19 protein-coding genes are annotated in these 19431 nt (G+C 67.0%); 11 read left to right on the top strand and 8 right to left on the bottom strand.

The features are described from left to right. Positions 1 to 261, bottom strand: a 261-nt coding sequence (locus WBV89_RS19630; protein ID WP_423983015.1) for a MarR family transcriptional regulator, incomplete at its 3' end; no start/stop codon positions are given. Between the two features lie 90 nt (positions 262 to 351). Here WBV89_RS19630 and WBV89_RS19625 point away from each other — a divergent pair. The 3 genes from WBV89_RS19625 to WBV89_RS19615 all read left to right on the top strand — a co-directional run bounded on the left by WBV89_RS19625 (position 352) and on the right by WBV89_RS19615 (position 3416). Then, a complete protein-coding gene (locus WBV89_RS19625) occupies positions 352 to 1530 on the top strand; it encodes a phospholipase D-like domain-containing protein (protein ID WP_423983014.1) in 1179 nt (392 codons plus the stop codon). Positions 1531 to 1626: 96 nt separating this feature from the next. Then, entirely contained in the window at positions 1627 to 2325 is a 699-nt protein-coding gene (locus WBV89_RS19620; protein ID WP_423983013.1) for a Rho termination factor N-terminal domain-containing protein, read from the top strand. Then, positions 2322 to 3416 (top strand): NAD(P)/FAD-dependent oxidoreductase, encoded by a 1095-nt coding sequence (locus WBV89_RS19615; RefSeq protein WP_423983012.1) that lies wholly within the window; start codon positions 2322 to 2324, stop codon positions 3414 to 3416. The genes WBV89_RS19620 and WBV89_RS19615 overlap by 4 nt, the downstream gene beginning before the upstream one ends. A gap of 38 nt (positions 3417 to 3454) precedes the next feature. Here WBV89_RS19615 and WBV89_RS19610 read toward each other — a convergent pair whose 3' ends face one another. Both WBV89_RS19610 and WBV89_RS19605 read right to left on the bottom strand, forming a co-directional pair. Then, positions 3455 to 3655 carry a hypothetical protein gene (locus WBV89_RS19610; RefSeq protein WP_423983011.1) on the bottom strand — a complete coding sequence of 67 codons (201 nt, stop codon included), beginning with the start codon at positions 3653 to 3655 and terminating at the stop codon, positions 3455 to 3457. A 46-nt stretch (positions 3656 to 3701) separates the two neighbouring features. Beyond that, entirely contained in the window at positions 3702 to 5984 is a 2283-nt protein-coding gene (locus WBV89_RS19605; protein ID WP_423983010.1) for an arylsulfatase, read from the bottom strand. Positions 5985 to 6045: 61 nt separating this feature from the next. On the opposite strand from WBV89_RS19605, the gene WBV89_RS19600 reads away from it, so the two are divergent. After that, complete coding sequence (locus tag WBV89_RS19600) at positions 6046 to 6924, top strand: TauD/TfdA dioxygenase family protein (protein ID WP_423983009.1); 879 nt, start codon at positions 6046 to 6048, stop codon at positions 6922 to 6924. Positions 6925 to 6943: 19 nt separating this feature from the next. After that, entirely contained in the window at positions 6944 to 7597 is a 654-nt protein-coding gene (locus WBV89_RS19595; RefSeq protein ID WP_423983008.1) for a nitroreductase family protein, read from the top strand. Positions 7598 to 7635: 38 nt separating this feature from the next. Here the strand turns inward: WBV89_RS19595 and WBV89_RS19590 are convergent, their stop codons facing one another. Then, entirely contained in the window at positions 7636 to 9027 is a 1392-nt protein-coding gene (locus WBV89_RS19590; RefSeq protein WP_423983007.1) for an MFS transporter, read from the bottom strand. Between the two features lie 167 nt (positions 9028 to 9194). Between WBV89_RS19590 and WBV89_RS19585 the strand changes: the two genes are divergently transcribed. Then, a complete protein-coding gene (locus tag WBV89_RS19585) occupies positions 9195 to 11234 on the top strand; it encodes an acyltransferase family protein (RefSeq protein ID WP_423983006.1) in 2040 nt (679 codons plus the stop codon). Between the two features lie 12 nt (positions 11235 to 11246). Here the strand turns inward: WBV89_RS19585 and WBV89_RS19580 are convergent, their stop codons facing one another. Then, positions 11247 to 12902, bottom strand: a complete 1656-nt coding sequence (locus WBV89_RS19580; protein ID WP_423983005.1) for an MFS transporter — start codon at positions 12900 to 12902, stop codon at positions 11247 to 11249. 185 nt (positions 12903 to 13087) lie between these two features. On the opposite strand from WBV89_RS19580, the gene WBV89_RS19575 reads away from it, so the two are divergent. From WBV89_RS19575 to bfr, 3 genes are all read left to right on the top strand, one after another. Next, positions 13088 to 13666: a TetR/AcrR family transcriptional regulator gene (locus WBV89_RS19575; protein WP_423983004.1), complete on the top strand. Its 579-nt coding sequence runs from the start codon at positions 13088 to 13090 to the stop codon at positions 13664 to 13666. 74 nt (positions 13667 to 13740) lie between these two features. Next, complete coding sequence (locus WBV89_RS19570; protein WP_423983003.1) at positions 13741 to 13923, top strand: (2Fe-2S)-binding protein; 183 nt, start codon at positions 13741 to 13743, stop codon at positions 13921 to 13923. A 20-nt stretch (positions 13924 to 13943) separates the two neighbouring features. Next, the gene (gene bfr / locus WBV89_RS19565) at positions 13944 to 14411 is read left to right on the top strand and encodes a bacterioferritin (protein ID WP_423983002.1); all 468 of its coding nucleotides are present in this window, start codon (positions 13944 to 13946) and stop codon (positions 14409 to 14411) included. A gap of 13 nt (positions 14412 to 14424) precedes the next feature. Here bfr and WBV89_RS19560 read toward each other — a convergent pair whose 3' ends face one another. The 3 genes from WBV89_RS19560 to WBV89_RS19550 are packed head-to-tail and all read right to left on the bottom strand — an operon-like array spanning position 14425 to position 17473. Further along, on the bottom strand, positions 14425 to 15405 hold the full coding sequence (locus tag WBV89_RS19560; RefSeq protein ID WP_423983001.1) for an isopenicillin N synthase family dioxygenase: 981 nt from the start codon (positions 15403 to 15405) through the stop codon (positions 14425 to 14427). After that, positions 15402 to 16394, bottom strand: coding sequence for an isopenicillin N synthase family dioxygenase (locus WBV89_RS19555; protein ID WP_423983000.1), 993 nt, complete (start codon positions 16392 to 16394; stop codon positions 15402 to 15404). Before WBV89_RS19555 ends, WBV89_RS19560 begins: the two co-directional genes overlap by 4 nt. Then, complete coding sequence (locus tag WBV89_RS19550; RefSeq protein ID WP_423982999.1) at positions 16391 to 17473, bottom strand: Rieske 2Fe-2S domain-containing protein; 1083 nt, start codon at positions 17471 to 17473, stop codon at positions 16391 to 16393. The genes WBV89_RS19555 and WBV89_RS19550 overlap by 4 nt, the downstream gene beginning before the upstream one ends. A 123-nt stretch (positions 17474 to 17596) precedes the next feature. On the opposite strand from WBV89_RS19550, the gene WBV89_RS19545 reads away from it, so the two are divergent. After that, positions 17597 to 18622 carry an isopenicillin N synthase family dioxygenase gene (locus WBV89_RS19545; protein ID WP_423982998.1) on the top strand — a complete coding sequence of 342 codons (1026 nt, stop codon included), beginning with the start codon at positions 17597 to 17599 and terminating at the stop codon, positions 18620 to 18622. Further along, entirely contained in the window at positions 18622 to 19209 is a 588-nt protein-coding gene (locus WBV89_RS19540) for a helix-turn-helix domain-containing protein (protein WP_423982997.1), read from the top strand. Before WBV89_RS19545 ends, WBV89_RS19540 begins: the two co-directional genes overlap by 1 nt. The last annotated feature ends 222 nt before the right edge of the window (positions 19210 to 19431 follow it).

Raw genomic sequence — 19431 nt, 5'->3', positions numbered from 1 at the left:
CCGCTGGACCGCTCGAGTCGCGCTGGACGGGTCGATGCGGAGCCGCTCGGCAAGCTGCTTCATCGTGCGGTCCTCCCGAGCCAACAGATCGAGCGCGTCCATCTGACCGGGTTCGAGGGGGCCGTCGTTGCCGAAGAGGTAGCAGCGCAGCTGTTGGGTCCAGGCCCCGCGCCGGAGCTCGATCCACGCGCGGCCGATCCGGACGGCGTGATCTTCGTCGACCGGGTCGCTGAAGTCGACCGGTTGGTGCTCGTGGACCATGGGCCAACGAAGCTACCCCCGGCCGATCGTCGGGCGCCCACCGGAGCAACGGTGACCCAGCCGAGTCGCTGCGTGGTTGACTGGGAGCCGATGACCAGCAGCGAACGGGAATTCCAGGACGTCGATCGCCTGCACGGACTGCTCGGAATGCCACCGACGCTCGGCAACGAGGTCCGGGTCCTGCGCAACGGCGACGAGATCTTCCCGGCGATGCTCGACGCGATCCGCAATGCCACCGAGACGGTCGACCTGGTCACCTTCGTGTACTGGTCGGGGGACATCGCGATCGAGTTCGCATCCGAACTGCGTGCCGCCGCCCAACGAGGGTGTCGGGTGCGCGTTCTCCTCGATGCGGTCGGTGCCCGCAAGATCTCGTCCTCGCTGATCACTGAGATGACCGAGGCCGGGTGCAACGTGCGTTGGTTCCGACCGTTCTTCGACAAGAAGAAGGTCCCCAAGATCAACGAGGCGAACCGCCGCACACACCGCAAGATCATGGTCTGCGACAACTCCATCGGGTTCTGTGGTGGTGTCGGAATCGCGCAGGAGTGGTGCGGTGATGCGCGCAACGAGCACGAATGGCGTGACACCCACCTCGCGGTGCGCGGGCCGGCCGTCGCCGGACTGCTCGCAGCATTCGTCGACAACTGGGCCGACCAGCACGAGGACGGATACAGCCCGGGCGGAGAACGCGATGTCGACTTCACCGAGCATGGATCGACCGCGATGTTCGTGGTCCGCGGATCGGCAGAGACGGGGGCGAGCGACGTCTGGCGGATGATCATGTCGCTCGTCTCGATGGCCGAGAGGCGGCTGCGCATCGCGACCGCCTACTTCAATCCCGATCGGTTCGTCATCGACGAGTTGATCGCGGCGGTCGAACGAGGTGTCCACGTGACGCTGCTCGTCCCGGGTGAACACCATGACAAGCGGTTCATCCAGATCACCGGCGAAGAGGCCTACCAGGAGCTGCTCGATGCCGGCGTCGACATCCGGACCTACGAGGTGTCGATGATGCACGCCAAGGTGATGACGGTCGACGGCCGCATCGCCACCGTCGGGTCGACGAACTTCAATCAGCGGTCGATGCAGCACGACGAGGAGGCGAATGTCGTGCTCGTCGACGAGGACATCGTCGCGGTCCTCGATCGGCACCTCGACGACGATCTGACCAAGTCGATCGAGCTCGACCCATCGCGTTGGGCCGATCGTGGTCTCCCGCAGAAGGTGGCCGAACGGGTCACCAACGTCGTCGAGAAATGGCTCTGAAATCCAGCGGCGACCGCTCGGCACGGCCATCGAAGGGTGCCGAAGGTCGCACCCGGATCGGGTTTTCTGGTTGCTGTAGGCGGGTAGACCAACGGTATGACCAACACACTCGAACGCACCATCACGACCGTGAACGACGCCGTCACCGACCGGCTCGACTCGTTGGAGGAGCAGCTCCCCGCGATCCCGTCCAAGGCACTCGCAGCCGCACGTTCGTCGGCGCGAGCCGTCAACAGCGTCGTCGAGAACACGGCGTGCTCGATCCGCTCCCGCGTGACCACGGTCGGCGACGACGCGTCGGCCGCCGTCGCGACCTCGACGGGTCAGGCCCGTGCGGCCGCCGAGAAGACCTCTGCGACGATCTCGGGTGGTGTCAAGCAGACCACCGGCCAGGCTCGCGCCGCCGCCGAGAAGACCACCTCCACCGTCAAGCAGGGCGTGGCCCAGACGACGGGTCAGGCTCGCGCTGCTGCCGAGAAGACCACCGCTGCGGTGAAGCAGGGTGTGGCCGAGACCACCGGTCAGGCCCGGACGAACGCCGAGCGTGTCGTCGGCTCCGTCAAGAAGGGCGTCGCGGAGACGACCGGCCAGATCGAGGCCCAGGCCGAGCGCGTCGCCGACTCCGCAGCGCACGAGGTCGAGGGTGCCCTCGACGACGCGAAGGTCGCCACCGAGCCGGATGACCTCGCGAAGATGAGCAAGGCCGACCTCTACGAGCTCGCCCAGGATCGCGACATCGATGGACGCAGTGGGATGACCAAGGCTGAGCTCATCGGAGCGCTCCAGAAGTCATGAGCCGCACCGCCGCTGACGGCATCGTGGTCGTCGGCGGCGGGTACGCAGGAGTCCACGCCGCCCGTTCGATCATCCGAGCGGGTCGGCGCGCGTTCATCGTCGACCCCACGGGGCAACACGACTACGTGACTCGACTCGCGGCGGTCGCAGGCGGGACCGCGCCGACCGTGGACGCGTCGTCACCGCTCACCGACTTCAGCGACGACGTGATCGTCGCGTCGATGGTCGCCGTCGACGATGGTGTCGTCACCCTCGACGACGGACGAGAACTGACCGCCGACGCGGTCGTCGTCACTGCCGGAGCGGTTCCGTCGACGCCACCGATCCCCGGGATCGAACTCGCGGCGCCGTTGCGAACTGCCGACGATGCCTTGGCGCTCCGCGAACGCGTCGATATCGCCACCTCGGTCGTGATCATCGGGGGCGGAGCAACCGGCGTCCAGTTGGCGGGAGCAATCGCTTCTCGGCACCGTCACACGCGGGTCTCGTTGATCGAAGCCGACACCTCGCTGCTGGCTGCGATGCGTCCCGAGACCGGACGGGACGCGGCGCGCATCCTGCTCGGTCGGGGCGTCGATGTACGCCTCGGTTCGGGTGTCGAGCGGATCGAGGACGGCGCCGTCGTCGTCGACGGTGAGTCGATCGACGGACTGGTGGTGTGGGCGGCCGGGTTCTCACCGCGAGCAGCGAAGCTCGGCTGTCCGACCACGGCAACCGGTCGAATCGATGTCGACGAGACATTGCTGGTCCGTGGAACCGAGCGGACGTTCGCCGCCGGCGACATCGCAGGGCACGTCGACGCCGACGGATCCGAGTTCGCGATGTCCGCCCAGGTGGCGGTCCAGGCCGGAGCGGCCGCGGGCGACAATGCCGTGCGGGTCGCGAACGGTGAAACTCCCGACCCGGTCACGCTGGACCATCGCGGCTGGGTGTTGGACCTCGGCGGCTGCCGTGGTCTGGCGGAGGTCGGACCGCTGACGTTCAGCGCACCGTTCCTCGACGTGGTGCCACCCCTGTTGCACTGGGGGATCGACGTCAAGCACCTGCTCGACAGTCGGGGTTTCGAGGGTCTCCTCGACCGTCCCCGCTGATCGGGGTCGGACAACCGGTGCCAGGCACCGGTTGTCCGTCAGTCCTGTTCGACCTCGGGTTGCTCGCGTTCGTCGCGTGACGCGACGTCGTCCCGGGCGATCCGTCCGTCGCCGATGATCGAGGGATCCTCGACTCCCAGCGGCTCGTCCGCCGGATAGTCGTCGGCCGGTCGTCGATCGTCCCCCACCTGTTCTCCGAGGACACTGGGGTCGAGGGATTCGGCATGTGAATCGGTCATGTGCGGAGCCGTACCGCGTCGGGACCTCTCCGAAACGTCGGACGCGCTACTCCCGCCCGAGCTCGGCCGAACCGGCTGCATCGTGGTCGACATCCTGATCGTCCTCGAGTTCGACGGTCACGTCGACCAGTGAACCGGTGAACGCGAACGGGCCGACGTGGCGACCCGAACCGTCGTAGTCCCCAACCGTGGTGCCCCGGTCGAGGCCGATGTCGAGCCCCGACCACGAGATCATCAGCCAGAAGATCTGATCGGTCTCCATCCGTCCGACCTCGGCACCATCGACGAGCAGCGTCCCGACGCCGTGCGGAAATGGTCCGTCGCCCGGGCTGCGTTGCATCCTGAACACCAACTCGGTCGCACCATCGGCGATCGGCGCGGTCGACGAGACGACCTGGTGGGATCCACCGATGTTGAGGTCGTGGACGAGGTGTCCGTCGCGGATGAACAGCGAATAGCCGCACGTCGCGTCGCCGTGACTGAGCAGCACACCCTCGACACCCGACTCGTACGGGTCGATCCGGGCGGTGATCGTGTAGCTCCGGCTGCGCAGGTCCGGGGCGACGTCGGAGGGGAGGTGTCCCATCCCGGCTCCGAAGACATACCGCCGTCGGGCCCCGTGGAACCGCTCGGCGTTCTCGGCGAAGCGCTCACCGAATCGGTCGTCGAGTGGGAGGACCAGGTTGGCGCGGGCCTCGCTCCACCACAGTTCGACCAGTTCGGCGAGTCGGTCGGGGTCGGACGTGGCGAGGTCGTTGCACTCGTTGAAGTCCGTCGTGAGGTCGAAGAGTTCCCAGCGGTCGTCGTCGAACGGCTGACCGGTGGGATGCCAGGCGACGGCCTTCCAGCCGTCGTGCCAGATTCCGCGATGGCCGAACATCTCGAAGTATTGGGTCGATTTGCCGGTCGCAGCGCCGGGGTCTGCGAGCGCACCGGCGAAACTGACGCCGGTCATCTCGGTCGCGAGGGGCGGAGGGTCGATTCCGACGAGCTCGAGGATCGTCGGAGCGAGGTCGGACGCATGACAGAACTGGTGACGGAGCTCGCCGGCCGCCGTCGCGACGGTGTCCGGGGTGCGGATGATCAACGGATCACGGATGCCGCCTCCGTGCGTGTTCTGCTTGTACATCCGCAGCGGGGTGTTGGCTGCCATCGCCCAGCCGTGGGGGAAGTTGGAATGGGTGTCCGGTCCGCCGATGTCGTCGAGCCGGGCGAGCTTCTCATCGACCGGTTCGGGAACCATGTTGAACGGTGCCATCGCGTTGACGAAACCGAGCGGGCCGCCCTCCTGGCTGGCCCCGTTGTCCGAGAGCACCATCACGATCGTGTCGTCGAGCTGACCGGTGCGTTCGAGCGCGCCGATGACCCGCCCCAGATGTTGATCGAAGTGGTGGAGCATCGCGGCGTACGCCCCGGCGAGACGACTGAAGAGGCGGTGTTCGTCGGAGGAGTGATCGTCCCATGCCTTCACCCCGATGTTGCGTGGCGGCAGCTCGGTGCCCGCCGGGACGATCCCGAGTTCGATCTGGCGAGCCAGCCGGCGCTCGCGCTCCACGTCCCAGCCATGCTCGAACGTGGTGGTGTAGTGATCGATCAGCTCACGCGGCGCTTGGTGCGGGGCGTGGCATGCTCCCGGCGCGAGGTGCAGATACCACGGCGCTCCAGGCGTCGTGGCGTGGTGGTCGGTGATGTTGCGGATCGCTTCGTCGGCGAGATCGGCCGTGAGGTGATACCCCGTCGAATGGTCACCCGGCGCCGTGATGTGGGTGTTGTCGCGCACGAGTTCGGGGGAGTACTGGTCGGTCTCGGCATCGAGGAACCCGTAGAAGCGATCGAAGCCACGTCCGAGCGGCCACCCGTCGAATGGCCCGGTCGGTCCGGTCTCGGTCGTGCGCGTGGCGTGCCACTTGCCGATCATGTAGTTGCGGTATCCGTGCGGTGCCAGCATCTCGGGCAGCGTGGGCGTCTCGTCGCTGATCTTGCCGCGGTAGCCGGGGAAGCCGCTGTCGAAGTTCGCGAGGCACCCCATCCCGACCGCGTGGTGGTTGCGCCCGGTGAGCAGCGATGCCCGCGTCGTCGAGCACATCGCGGTGGTGTGGAAACCGGTTGCCCGGATGCCCTCGGCGGCGATGCGATCGATCGTCGGCGTCGCGATCGACGACCCGTAGCAACCGAAGTCCGCGTACCCGACGTCGTCGAGCAGCACGAGCAACACATTGCGTCGACGATCGGTGGCACCGACCGATTCGGTCGGCCACCACGGCGTCGAGTCGGCGACCGTCGTGCCGATCGTTCCGCCGAAGGATGGTTCGTTGTCGCCGCCGCTCATCCTTCGAACGTAGCCAGTGCGATAGACCTTGCAGTGCTCGCCACCGATCCGAGGAGCACTCATGACGACCGAATTCGACCAGCTCGATGTCCGCCGACTGTCCGGTTCGCTCGGCGCGGAGATCCGGGGCCTGTCGGTCGCCGAGGCATCGCCCGCCGATGCCGACACGATCCTCGGCCTCCTGCTGGAGCATCAGGTCCTGTTCTTCCCCGGCCAGGCTCCGACACCGGATGAGCATCTCGCGTTCGGTCGGCTGTTCGGTGATCTGGAGTCCCACCCGAACCTCGACCTCGAGCGTGAGCGCCCGGAATTCTTCGAGTTGCGAGCGACGGACGGCGCGGGCGGAGTTGCGGACGAATGGCACAGCGACATCACCTTCGAAGCGCACCCGTCGAAGTTCGCGATCCTGCACATGAAGACGTGCCCCGATGTGGGTGGAGACACCCTCTGGTCGAATGCGTACAAGGCGTACGACGAACTGTCGGCGCCGATGCGGGCGATGTGCGACGGACTCTCCGCGCTGCACGACGCGAGTCCACACCTCGTGCCCGACAAGATGCACATCCACCCGGTCGTGCGCGTGCACCCGGACACCGGCAAGCGGTCGCTGTTCGTCAACGAGCACTTCACCCGTCGCATCGTCGAACTCAGCGATGCCGAGTCGAACATGTTGCTGACGTATCTGAGCCAGTGGGTGCATCAGCCGCGCTTCACCGTCCGCTACCGGTGGACCGCGGGGACGGTCGCGATGTGGGACAACCGGTGCACGCAGCATCACGTCCTGAACGATTTCGAGGGTGAGCGGGTGATCCAGCGGGTCACCGTGATGGGCGACGACCCCGAATCCGCCCAGGAATCACCGTGGGAGCCGTACGGTTCGAAGACGGCGTCGTTCTGGCGTGACACGAAGATGCGCGAGCAACTCCGTCGCCAACGCTGAAAGGCGCGAGACTCGCCCGATGGCTGAGCTGTACGACGTGATGAGCACCCTGCGAGCGGTGCGCAAGCTGCGCCCCGATCCGATCCCGGCGGAGGTCCTCGAGCGTGTGCTGCAGGCCGCATGCTGGGCACCGACCGGCGGCAACACGCAGCCGTGGCGCGTGGTCGTGGTCACCGGGACCGAGACCAAGCAGGCGCTCCAGGAGATCTACGAACCGGAGTGGGAGCGCTATTCCAGCGGCTTCATGAAGATGATGTCCGGCCTTCCCGCGGACGAACTCGCCAAGTGGGAGCGCATCGTCGCTGCGGGTGATCACCTGGCGCAGAACCTCCGGCATGCGCCGGCGATCCTGATGTTCTGTGCCAACCCGGCGATGATGGCGATCACCGACGCCAAGCTCGATCGGGTGAGCATGGTCGGCGGCGGGTCGGTCTACCCGGCGGTCCAGAACGCGATGCTCGCCTGTGTCCAGGAGGGCCTCGGGTGCACGCTCACGACGCTGCACTGCCTGCAGGAGGACCGAGTGCGCGACGTGCTCGGCGTGCCCGACGGGTGGGCGACGGTCGGAATGGTGCCGATCGGCTATCCGGTCGGCAAGGGACACGGGCCGATCACCCGTCAGCCGCCGTCGGCACTCGCCTTCCGCGACCACTTCGACACCCCCTGGCCCTGATGCGCGTCGGTGCCAGGCACCACGCGCATTCTCCTGGGTCAGGGTGTTCGGGAGGAGGTGACCATGAGGCCGCCGATCAGCCCGAACGCGGTGACGACGCCTCCGAATGCGAAGACGAGCGCGAAGTCGTCGGGCTGACGGCCGTCGCCGAGCACGACGAACATCGTCTGGATCCCCGTCAACATCCCGATGTTCATCATCGTCGTACCCATCGCGTTCGCGATTCCCAAGTCGCCGTCGTCGACCGCGTTCGCGATCACGGTCGCGTACGAGGGTGACGCGAGGCCCATCGCCAGACCCGACAGCACGAGCCCGATCAGGATCATCGGCAGGCTGATCCAGTGGGCGGCGAGCACCCACGCGGCCATCGACAGGATCATGAGGACCGAGCCGCTGATGATCATCGATCGCTCACCCAGGGTCGTGGCGAGGTGTCCTCCGATCGGTGACGACACGCTGTAGACCAGCGGTCGGGCGAGCAGGACCAGCGCGATCGCACCGACCCCGTAGCCGAAGAGGTCGTCGAGGAGCAGGGGAGCGATGAGGAACGCACCCATGTAGGCGAATTGGCTCAGCGGTTGAGCGATCAGCGGACCGGTGAAGTTCGGGCGGCGGAAGTAGTCGAGTCGCAGCATCGGGACCGGAGTTCGCCGTTCGATCGTGATGAACGTGGCGAGACCGAGGACCGTGAGGGCAATCAGACCCAGGGCGAGCGGATCGTCGAATCCCGCCGCCGAGCCGCGCTCGAGGAAGAGCAGGAACCCCAACGTCGCCAGACCGAGGAACGCCGCACCCCACCAGTCGATCGGCACGCGTTCGCCGGGTACCGACGGTCGGATCACCTTCCAGGCGGCGATGAACCCTCCGAACGAGATCGGCGCCAGGACCGCGAACACCACCCGCCAACCGAACGCCTCGATCAGCGGACCGCCGACGATCAGGCCGAGTACCGGAGCACCGGTCATCGCCATCTGGAACCAGCCCATCGCCTCGGACCGTCGCTCGGGCGGGTAGGCCGCCATGATCAGCGCCATCGCGTTCGGCATCGTGGCCGCGATCCCGAGTCCGACGATCATCCGGGCGCCGACGAACGTTTCGGCTGTCGGAGCGATCCCGCACAGGATCGTGCCGAGACTGAGCACGGCAGATCCGGAGAGGAAGACCCGGCGATGGCCGTGGATGTCACCGAGGCGGCCGAGGATCGGGGTCCCGACCGCCATCATCAGGAACAACCCGGTGACGGCCCAGCTCAGGAACGACTCGGTCGAGTCGAGATCGTCGGCCATCGTGGGAAGCGACGCCGAAACGATCGTCATCGACGAGGAGAACACGATCAGCCCGGCGATGACCGTGATCAGGAGTCGGCGCGCGTAGCCGCCGTCCAGGCCCTCGACGTCACCGTCGATCGCGTTCGTCGTCGGGACGGTCATCTGATCCGACGCTACGCAATCGGGTCCATGCGGTCGGATTCGTACGAGATCAGACCGCACCGACTGCCGATCGGGGTGGCGACCCGGACGAGTACGATCGGGTCGGTTCGGGAGGACGTCGGGCCACGTGCCGCGTGCCCCCGTGACCGCACGACTGCGACCGCCTGATGACCGACACCCGACTCGCCTCCACCGTCGCCTCGAGCAGCGCCGGAACCGTCGAGCGGATTCCGTATCAGCCCGCACTCGACGGCGTGCGCGCGATCGCAGTGATCGCCGTGGTCGCGTTCCACTCGGGGGCGCGATGGGCGTCGGGTGGCTATCTCGGCGTCTCGGTCTTCTTCACGTTGTCCGGCTACCTCATCACCACGGTTCTCCTCGCGGAGCATGCCTCGACCGGACGGATCGCGCTCGGGACCTTCGTCGGCCGTCGCCTGCGACGTCTCGCTCCGGCGAGCCTGCTGACCCTTGGTGCATTGACGGTTCTGGCGATCGCGGGGATCGGAACGGCGGCTGCCGACAGTGCGCGACACCTGCGGTGGGCGGCAGCGCATCTGGCCAACTGGGATCAGCTCACCGCGGGCTCGACGTATGCCGATGCGGTCAGTGGTGCGGCCGAGCGCTCCCCGGTGTTGCACTTCTGGTCGCTCGCGATCGAGGAGCAGTTCTACCTCGTCTGGCCGATCGTGATGATCGTCGGTCTCGCGCTCCTGCGTCGATTCGATCGCGGACATTTCGTCGTCGTTCCGGCGGTCGCGCTCATCGCATCCTGGGTGTTCGTGGCGTTCCTCGCGAACGGTGGCGAAGCCGAGCGAATCTACCTGCACAGCGGATCGCGGGCAGCGGAGGTCCTGACCGGATGCCTGTTGGCAGTGGTCCTGCGCCACCGTCCATCGATCACCCCGAACCGTTTCCCGCTCGCCCCTGTCTGTGGGCTGGCGATCGTCGCGGCGATCGTGTTGACGGGTTCGTCGAGCAGTGCCTGGCCGTATCGGGGTGGTCTTCCGATCTTCGCCCTGCTGAGTGCCGGGCTGATCGTCGGCCTCGGTCGCCCCTCGCGCTTCTCGGGTGTGGTGGGCAGCGGTCCGCTGGTCTGGATCGGTCGGCGCAGTTACGGCATCTACCTGTACCACTGGCCGATCTTCGTCCTCGTACCGCTGGTCGGCGCAGGCATTGCCGCGCACGCGCTCCGTCTCGTCGCGGTGGTCGCGGTGGCGGCCGTCTCGTATCGCTGGATCGAGCAACCGATTCGGACGCGCGCGACCGGCACGGCACAGACCGTCGCCCTCGCCGTCGGCGGCGCCGTGGTGGTGATCGGGGCCACATTCCTCATCGACGGCGGGGACGCGTCGATCACGACTCGAGATGAGATCGACGCCGACGTCCGCTCCGCCGTCGAGATCAGCGGCGATGTCGATCCCGCGCCCGTGGACACGGCGCCGGTGGACACGGCTGCCGCCGTGGGAGCTGAGCAGTTGACCGGAACAGAGCCGTCGGTTACGACCGAGCTGCAGCCTGTTGCAGCCGACCCGTTCCGGATCGTCGTGGTCGGCGATTCCACGGCCGTGGCGATGAGCGCAGGCCTCGTCGACTGGGCCGAGTCGACGGATGGCGAGGTGCAAGTCGGGATCGCCGCGTATGGCGCCTGCGGTCTCGTCCGCGGTGGCGAATACACCGATCCGACATTCAATGCGGCGCTCTCGATGCTGTGCCCGGCGGCGCTGGATCGCGAACTCCCCGACATCCTCGAGACGGCGCCGATCGATCTCGTCGTCGTGATGGTCTCGCTCGCCGACACGTGGGAACGCTCGTGGGACGAGGGTGCGACCTGGACGACGCCGACCGATCCGGGCCATGCCGCTCGACTTCGGGACGACTACGAAGCATTCGTCGACGAGGTGACCGCACGGGGAGCGCGCCAGGTCGTGTTCGTGCGTCCACCCGTGGCCTATGTGACCGAGGAACTGGATGAACCGCGGTCGGAGTGGACGAGCGGATCGCAGCAGATCGTCGAGGACACCGTCGCCGCGATCGTGGCCGAGCACGACGAGGTGGTGGTGCTCGACATGCGCGAGTACTTCGAGGAGTCGGGATTCGACGCCGACCACACGGAGCGTCCCGACGGCATCCACCTCTCAGCCGACGGTTCGGCCGACCTCGCCGAATCGTGGCTCGGTCCCGCGCTGCTCGACCTGCAGAATCCCTGATCCGATCGCGGGTCAGTCGCCTGCGACGGATGTGGGGTGCGGAGGCTCGGGGTGAGATTCGGGATGCTCGGTCGGCTCGAGTTCGCCTTCGACCGGAATGTGGGCCATGGTGCCGGCGCGAGGCGGTGTGGTCGGCCGCGGGAGAAGCGAACGGGTGACGATCGCTGCCGTGAAGACCACCGCCGCACCGACCAGTGCGGCGATGCCGAGCCCGTCGACGAATGCCTGGCGCGCCGACGCGGCGAGGGCTTCGCCGTCGGATCCACCGATCTGGGCACCGGCCGCGAGCGCGCCCGAGAGTCCGCTGTCGGCGAGCCCGCGCAGCTGATCGGGGAGTCCACCGACCGCGTCGGCGACGCCCGATCCGTACTGGGAGGTGACGATCGACCCGAGAACGGCCACGCCGAGTGCGCCGCCGAGTTCGCGGGTGGTGTCGTTCATCGCCGACCCGACCCCGGCTCGCCCGAGAGGAACCGACGTCATGATGAGGGTGGTGAGTGGCGTCATCGTGATCGCCATGCCGGTCGCCAGCGGCACCATCGCGTAGTACACGTTGGCGAGCGGGCTGTCGACTCCGAGGAACGAGAGCATCGACAGTCCGAAGGCGACGAACGTGAGGCCCACGGGCACGACCCACCGGGCTCCGAAGCGGTCGACGACCTTCGGGATCCGCGGCGCGATCATCATGATGATGAACGCCACCGGGAGTTGCAGCAGTCCCGATTCGAGCGGGCTGTAGTCGAGCACGAGTTGCAGGTACTGGGCGAGCAGGAAGAAGGTGCCGAACATCGCGAAGAACGTGAGTGTCATGCCGGCCGACGCCACGCTGAACCGTCGATCGCGGAAGAGCTGGAGATCGAGCATCGGCGATGCGGTGGTCGATTCTCGCCAGATGAAAGCGACGACCGCGACCGCTGCGACCGCGAACGTCGTCAGCGTCTCGGGTGATGTCCATCCGTTGTGCGGGGCCTCGATGATGCCGTAGACGAGGCTGGTCAGGGCGACGATCGACAGAACGGCGCCGGGGATGTCGATCGGATGGTCGTCGGGGTCCTTCGACTTCGGCACCAGGATCGCTCCGGCGACGAGCGCGACGAGGATGAACGGCACGTTGACGAGGAACACCGAACCCCACCAGAAGTGCTCGAGCAGCCATCCCGAAGCGATTGGTCCGATGGCGGCACCACCGCCCGAGATCCCGGCCCAGATCCCGATCGCCTTCGGGCGCTCGTTGGCGGGGAACACGTTCGTGAGGATCGACAGCGTGGACGGCATGATGAACGCCGCAGCGACCCCCATCACGGCGCGAGCGATGATGACCATCGATGCGGTGTCGGCGAAGGCCGCCACCATGGCACCGACGAGGAAGAGGACGAGCCCGGCCTGCAACGTGCCCTTCCGGCCGAACCGGTCACCGATCGTTCCCGCGGTGAACAGCAGCCCGGCGAAGATCAGTGAATACGAGTCGACCATCCACTGCAGCGACGTGGTCGAGGCATCGAGCTCGCGGGCCAGGGTCGGGAGCGCCGTGTTGAGGCTGGTGTTGCCGATGATCACGATCATCAGGCTCATGCAGAGCACGGCGAGGATCATCCAGCGCCGCGCGAACACGGCGGGATCGATCTTCGGCTCGGCTGCTTCGCTCGTGTGTGGCGCGACGTTGTCCACGATTCCTCCGGTGGTGTTGCAGGGAGCGATCCAGCCGTTTCAATTCCGCTCCATTTGTGTCTCGGAACTCTACGCTGCGCGCCGCGCACGAATCCGCTCGGAATCGCGGCGCACCGGTGATATCAGGCACAGGCAGGTGCTTCGTGCTGACGATCCGTGTGCCGATATCGCTACAGTTTGGTCCCATGGCTCGACCCCGCAGCGAAGAGGCGCGCCGCCGAATCGTCGAGGCAACCGTCGAGGCGTTGCTGGCTGTCGGGGTGGAGGGGACGACGATCGAGGAGGTCGCCGATCGCTCCGGCGTCGCCCGATCGACGATCTACCGGCACTTCGGTGCCCGAGAGAAGCTGATCGTCGAAGCGGTTCGCTCGTGCCTCGTCGAGCATCCGACCCCGGACTCGGGGTCGCTCGACGTCGATCTGCACGAACTGATCGGTCGCTTCGATCACGAAGAGAACCGGGCGGGAAACGAACTGCTTCCGCTGCTCCTCGACGAACGCCGGCGCGATGGTGCGATGGCGGCGGCCGCTCAGGGGTTGCTCGAGGAACGCCGGCGGCCGATCCGCACCGTGCTCAAGCTCGCGCAGTTGCGCGGTGAGATCGATCCCGACCTCGACCTCGAGATCGCGCTCGCGATGGTGCTCGGGCCGCTGACGTACCGCCGAATGGTCCAGGACGAGGCGATCACGGACGAATTCATCTCGACGGCTCTTCCGGGAGCGATCGCCGCCCTCCGCTCGACCGCTCGCGATCGGGTCGGCTGAGTCGTTAGGCGGGGTTTACAATCCGACTTCGCGTCACTACACTTCAACTATGACACTCCCGGAAGAAGTGGGCAATGGTCGTCTGCCATTGTGAACTCGTCAACGATCGGACGATCAACGAGATCGCGTCCGGAGCGGTGACGACCGTGGAGGAAGTCACCGCGCGCTGCGGCGCCGGTGGTCGATGCGGTGGGTGTCACGAGTCGATCGAGCGCCTTCTCGCTGCGAGCGAGACACGGGTGCGCGTCGCCGTTTGACGACGCGATAGGTTCGCAGGATGCAAGGCTCCGCGACGATCATCGAGTTCCTCAACGAGGCATTGACCGCCGAACTCACGGCCATCAATCAGTATTTCGCCCACTCGAAGCTCTGCGAGAACTGGGGCTGGAAGCGTCTCGCGGAGAAGTATCGCGAAGAGTCCTTCGAGGAAATGCGCGACGCCGAGCACCTCATCGATCGCATCATCCTGCTCGACGGCATGCCGAACATGCAGCGGATCGGTGGCGTCCGGATCGGTGAGACGGTGCGCGAACAGCTCGAGGTCGACCGCGAACTCGAGGTGGACGCGATCGCCCGCTACCGACGTGGGGTCGTGCTCGCGTTGGACGAAGGCGACCCGGGCACGCGTGATCTGCTCGAACGGCTGGTGTTGAGCGAAGAGGAACACCTCGACTGGATCGACACGCAGCTGACGATGATCGACGACATCGGCATCGAGCTGTACACCCAAGCCCAGATCGGCTGACCCGGCCCCGCGGTCAGGGCGTGGCCGAGCGCGCTGCGTAGTATCGGTCGAGCTTCCCCCGCAGGTATGTGCCGGCCGACACCGGCTCGAAATCCTGCGCTGCCGCCGAGTCGAGCCCGGGCAGCGGGCTGATCAGCGCATCGGCGTTCGGGCTGTGGAAGTAGGCGATGCTGGTTCGTGCGGGGTAGGGCGGCTGACCGGGCGGCGGCACGACGCGATGCCAGGTGGAGCGCCAGTGGCCACCGCTCCAGTGCGCCAACATGTCGCCGGTGTTGACGTGGAACGCTCCCGGAACGGGGTCGACGTGGACCCATTCGCCGGCGTCATCGTGGAGTTGCAGCCCGGGAACACCGTCGGTCGCGAGCAGCGTGATCGTGCCGTAGTCCGTGTGGGCACCGCCACGGAACTGATCGGGCGACGGCTCGCGATCGAGCGCCGGATACCGGTTGACCGTCACCGACGACATCGGGCGATCGATCATCGGCGCGAAGTACGCACGATCGAGTCCGAGGGCCTCGGACATCGACGCGAGGATGCGCTCGGCGAGCGACTGCATCGTCGTCATGTACGCCGACCACAGTTCGGGGAGCCCGGCCGGCGCAACCGGCCAGAGACTCGGTGTGAAGAACTCGGCCGCGGAACGGTGGTACGGCGTGTCGGGAATCGGGTGGAGTCCGGCGTTGAACGTCTCGACGAGATCCGGTGCGGTGGTCACGTCGTGCGCATTGGCCTGCGCGGTGTCGCCGACCTGTGAGAACCCGCGCGGGCTGGTCGGATCGGTCGGAGCCACGCGCCGCTTCTCCTCCAGCGGCAACGCGAAGAACTCCTCCATCGTCGAGAACATCCGCGCCGTCAGGTCGGCATCGACCCCGTGACCGGTCACGGCCATGAACCCGACGGTGTGCAGCGCCTCGTCGATCTCGTGGGCCAGGCGCGTCCGACCGGCTTCGGTGGCGTCGAACGACATGTCGATGACGGGCACGCTGATCGTCATCCGTACACCGCCTCGACCTTGTTCCGCAGGTATTCGCCGGCCGTGACCGGATCGTGGCGGGGAGGATTCGATTCCGACGAGCAGTTGGGGAGACACTCGATCACCGCCGACCAGTTCGGGTGGTGGAAGAACGGAATCGAGACCCGCTCGATCGAGCGCATCTCGGCCGGCGGTACCCGCACGCGATGCTTCGTCGAGTTCCACTCGTCGTTGGTCCAACGTGCCATCAGATCGCCGATGTTGACGACGTACGTGCCGGCGATCACCGGCACGTCGATCCAGCCGCCGGTGCGGCGGTCCACGACCTCGAGGCCACCGACGCCGTCCTGGAACAGGATCGTCAGGCTGCCCCAATCACTGTGGGGACCCTTGCGGTACTGATCGGGCAGCGGTTCCCTGTCGATCGCCGAGTAGTAGTTCGCGGTCAGGTTGGTGATGTGCTCGTCGATGGTCGCGTCGAAGTGGTGCTCGTCGAGACCGAGCCCGAGCGCGAACAGCCGCATCAGGTCGGCGGCCATCGCCTCCATCGCGGAGTAGTACTCCAACCACGTGTCGCGCAATCCGCGCGGTCGATCGGGCCACACGTTCCGAGTGCCCCACACGTCGAGCGCGTCGCCGAGCCCGGCACCCGCCGCCACACCCGGTTCGCCGAGGCGGCTCATCGTGAACAGTTCGCACAGATCGGCCGCGGTCGCGACCTCCTCGCCGGCGGACACGTAGCTCGGCGTGCGGACGAAGCCGCGCAGGCCCGGCAGGCGTGGATCGCCGACGAAGGAGTCCTTCCACTCGCCGGGTTGCTCGAACAGTTCCAGGGTCACGGCGTGCATCCGGTCGATCAGATCCGGGTCGATGCCGTGACCGGCGACGACGAGGAAGCCCGACTCGCGGCACACCGCGTCGATTCTGTCGGCCACGTCCCGACGCGCGATCGGATCGCCCCGTCGAGCGTCGGTCAGATCGATGATCGGGATGTAGTCGTCGGATGTCATGAGGCCGGCGCCATCGTGGAATCGAGGGCCGTCTCCCGGCTCGATCGATGCGCGACGAGCTCGGCGAGGATCCGTCGGTAGGCGACACTCAGGCGGTCGGAGCGAACGCTGACCTCGTCACGCAGTTCGGTATTGACCGCCATGTCGTCGTACGCCTCGAGCACGACCAGATCCTCGTCGAGCACCCGGTCCTCGAAGTCGAGCAGCGCGGGGAGTTGAGCGGCGGGATCGGTGAGATCGTTGCGCGACATCAGTTTGAACACGCGGGTCGAGTCGTTGTTGGTCGGCGAGCAGGCGAAGAGGAAGCTGACCGTCTTGTCGGTCATCGGGTGGTAGAGCCGCACGACCGCGGTGGTCGGACCGGCGATCTCCTTGTACAGCCGCTGCGGTTGGACGAGCGGATGTTCACCGGTCTCGACGAGTGGATCGTCGAAGTTCTTGTACTGCACCTCGAAGGTGGTGTGGGCCGACCAGCCGTCACGGACGATCTCGCTCGGTGGGAGGTAGCCGCCGTCGTCCACGCCGAACGTCCCGGCGTGGACGGTGCGCAGATGGGTCGCGTCGAGGAAGTTGTCGATCAGTTGTCCGACGCTCGCCGGTGTCTCGCGTGGTTCGTTGCGGGCGTTGTCGAACGAGTCGTCGTCCCACTCGTCGAAGGCGGGGAGGTCGAACAGCGGCGTCTCGGGGCTGATCCACACGAGCCCGTACGCCTCGGCGACCCCGCCGGCGCGTCGAGCGGCCGCCCGCGATGGGATCGTCGCGTCGGGACCGAGCGACGGAATCTCGGTGCAGGCGCCATCGGCATCGAACATCCAGCCGTGGTAGGCGCATTGGAGCTGCGTCCCGCAGATCGTGCCGATGCTCAGCGGTGCGTTGCGGTGGGGGCAACGGTCGTGGAAGGCCACGACGTCACCGTCGAGACGCGCCAACATCCACGGCTCGCCGAGGAGTTCGACCCGGACCGGTTCATCGCCGAGCTCGTCGGACGTGAGCACCGCGTGCCACGACGCGCCCAGCGCCGGAGTCTCGTTGTCGACGCGGTTGCACGGTTCGCTCGTCACGTTCAATCGAGTGGCCACGGCCCGAGCGTAGGACGCCGTGGAGGCGCCGCGATATCTGCTGTGTATCAGCAGTGTGAACTCTGCGTTCCGCTGGGTGTTCCCCCTTCCCACGCGATATCGCCGCAAGTATCTTGCGCCGCAATGCATGTCGCACCGATCGATCTCCGTCCGTTCCGCGAAGGTGACGACGTCGACCGTCGGGCGGTCGCCGCATTGTTCGACACCGCCGGTCGGGGGTCCGGGTTCGTGGCGGTCACCGGGCACGGCATCGATCCGGAACTGCTCGACGAGATGATGTCGGTGACCACCGCGTTCTTCGACGCACCGCCCGAGGAGAAGATGCGGTACTACGTCGAGGACCGCGTCGCGAACCGGGGCTACGCGCCCGAGGGCACCGAGGCGTTGGCGTACTCGCTCGGCGAGGCGGACCTGCCACCCGACCTCTTCGAGGCGTTCAACGTGGGGCGAGAACTGAACGAGGCGCAGCTGGCCGATCCGTACTTCGCGACGTACCGCGATCGGTACTTCGCACCGAACGTCTGGCCGACCCCGGAGATGCGGTCGACGTGGCTCGAGTACTGGGCCGCCGTGGAGCAGGTCGCATCGGACATCATGGCGGTGGCCGCGATCGCGCTCGGTCTCAACGAGGATCATTTCGTCCCGTCGTTGGACAAGTCGATCAGCGTGATGCGCGCCAACAACTATCAGCGGCGCCCGTCGGCCCCGGCGCCCGAGGCGGGACAGATGCGGATGGGAGCACATACCGATTACGGCAGCATCACCGTGCTGCTCGCCGACTCCGTTCCGGGACTCCAGATCCGCGATGACGACGGAGCGTGGCAGGACGTGCTTCCGCCCGACGGCGGGTTCCTCGTCAACCTCGGCGATCTCCTCGCCGAGTGGACCAACGATCGCTGGCGGTCGACGCTGCATCGAGTCGTCCCGCCGGCGGGGACATCGGTGGATCCGGTGCGGCGTCGCTCGATCGCCTGGTTCCAGCAACCCAACTGGGACGCGGAGATCGCATGCCTGCCCACGTGCTGTGACGAGTCGAACCCACCCCGGTACGGCAAGGTGACCTCCGGTGATCACCTGTTGGCCAAGCTGATGGGTCCGCGGTTGTTGCAGCCGTCGGAGAAGTCGTCCGCCTACCTGGCCACCGATTGATGAGCGACGCGATCGGCAGGAACATCGCCCACGCGGTTCGGACCCAGCGACTCGCCGCCGGTCTGACGATGCGTGAGCTCGCGACCCGTGCCGGGATGTCACAGCCGTTCCTGTCGAATCTCGAGAACTCACGGGCGATGCCGTCGATCGCGACGCTCTACAAGATCGCGAGTGCGCTCGACGTGAGCCCCCGTGACTTCCTGCCGCCCGACCACGAACGGGTGGTCGTCGTGCGCAATGGCGAGGGTGCACTCGGCTCCGTGGACGACACGGAAGGCTCCGCGACGGCCCGACTGGCGATCGGCGCGCCGGGCCGGATGATCGAAGCCCACACCTATGTCGTGGAGCCGGGAGCCGACCTGGGGGACTGGTTCGAACACGAGGGCGAGGAGCTGTTCACGGTGACCGCAGGAGAGGTGGCGATCGAGTTCGTCGACGGGCAGCGCTACGAGCTGACGGCCGGCGATCTCGTCTGGCACGAGTCGACGCTCGCGCACCGATGGATCGCTTCGGGCACCGAGGTCGCACATCTGCTGGTCGTCGAAGCCCGCCCCGTGCCGACCGATGCGGCCGGTCACGGGGCCTGAGATCAGGTGGTTGCGATCGCTCCTGGATATCTCCCCGCCCGTTCACGGCTGCGAAACGCGGCGGAAATCTGGCGTCCGTAGCGTGCCCGCTCGATGCTGATATCTACGACGAATCATCCCTTGCGTTCCCGACGCCTCCCGGTTCGCCTCGCGGCCGTCACCGTTGCACTCGGCGCGCTCGCCGCGTGCGGAAGTGACAGCGACGGCGATTCGAGCGCCGAC

The organism is Ilumatobacter sp. (genome assembly GCF_049588435.1).
Taxonomy (GTDB): Bacteria; Actinomycetota; Acidimicrobiia; order Acidimicrobiales; family Ilumatobacteraceae; genus Ilumatobacter_A.
This window is presented reverse-complemented; position numbering and strand designations above follow the sequence as displayed.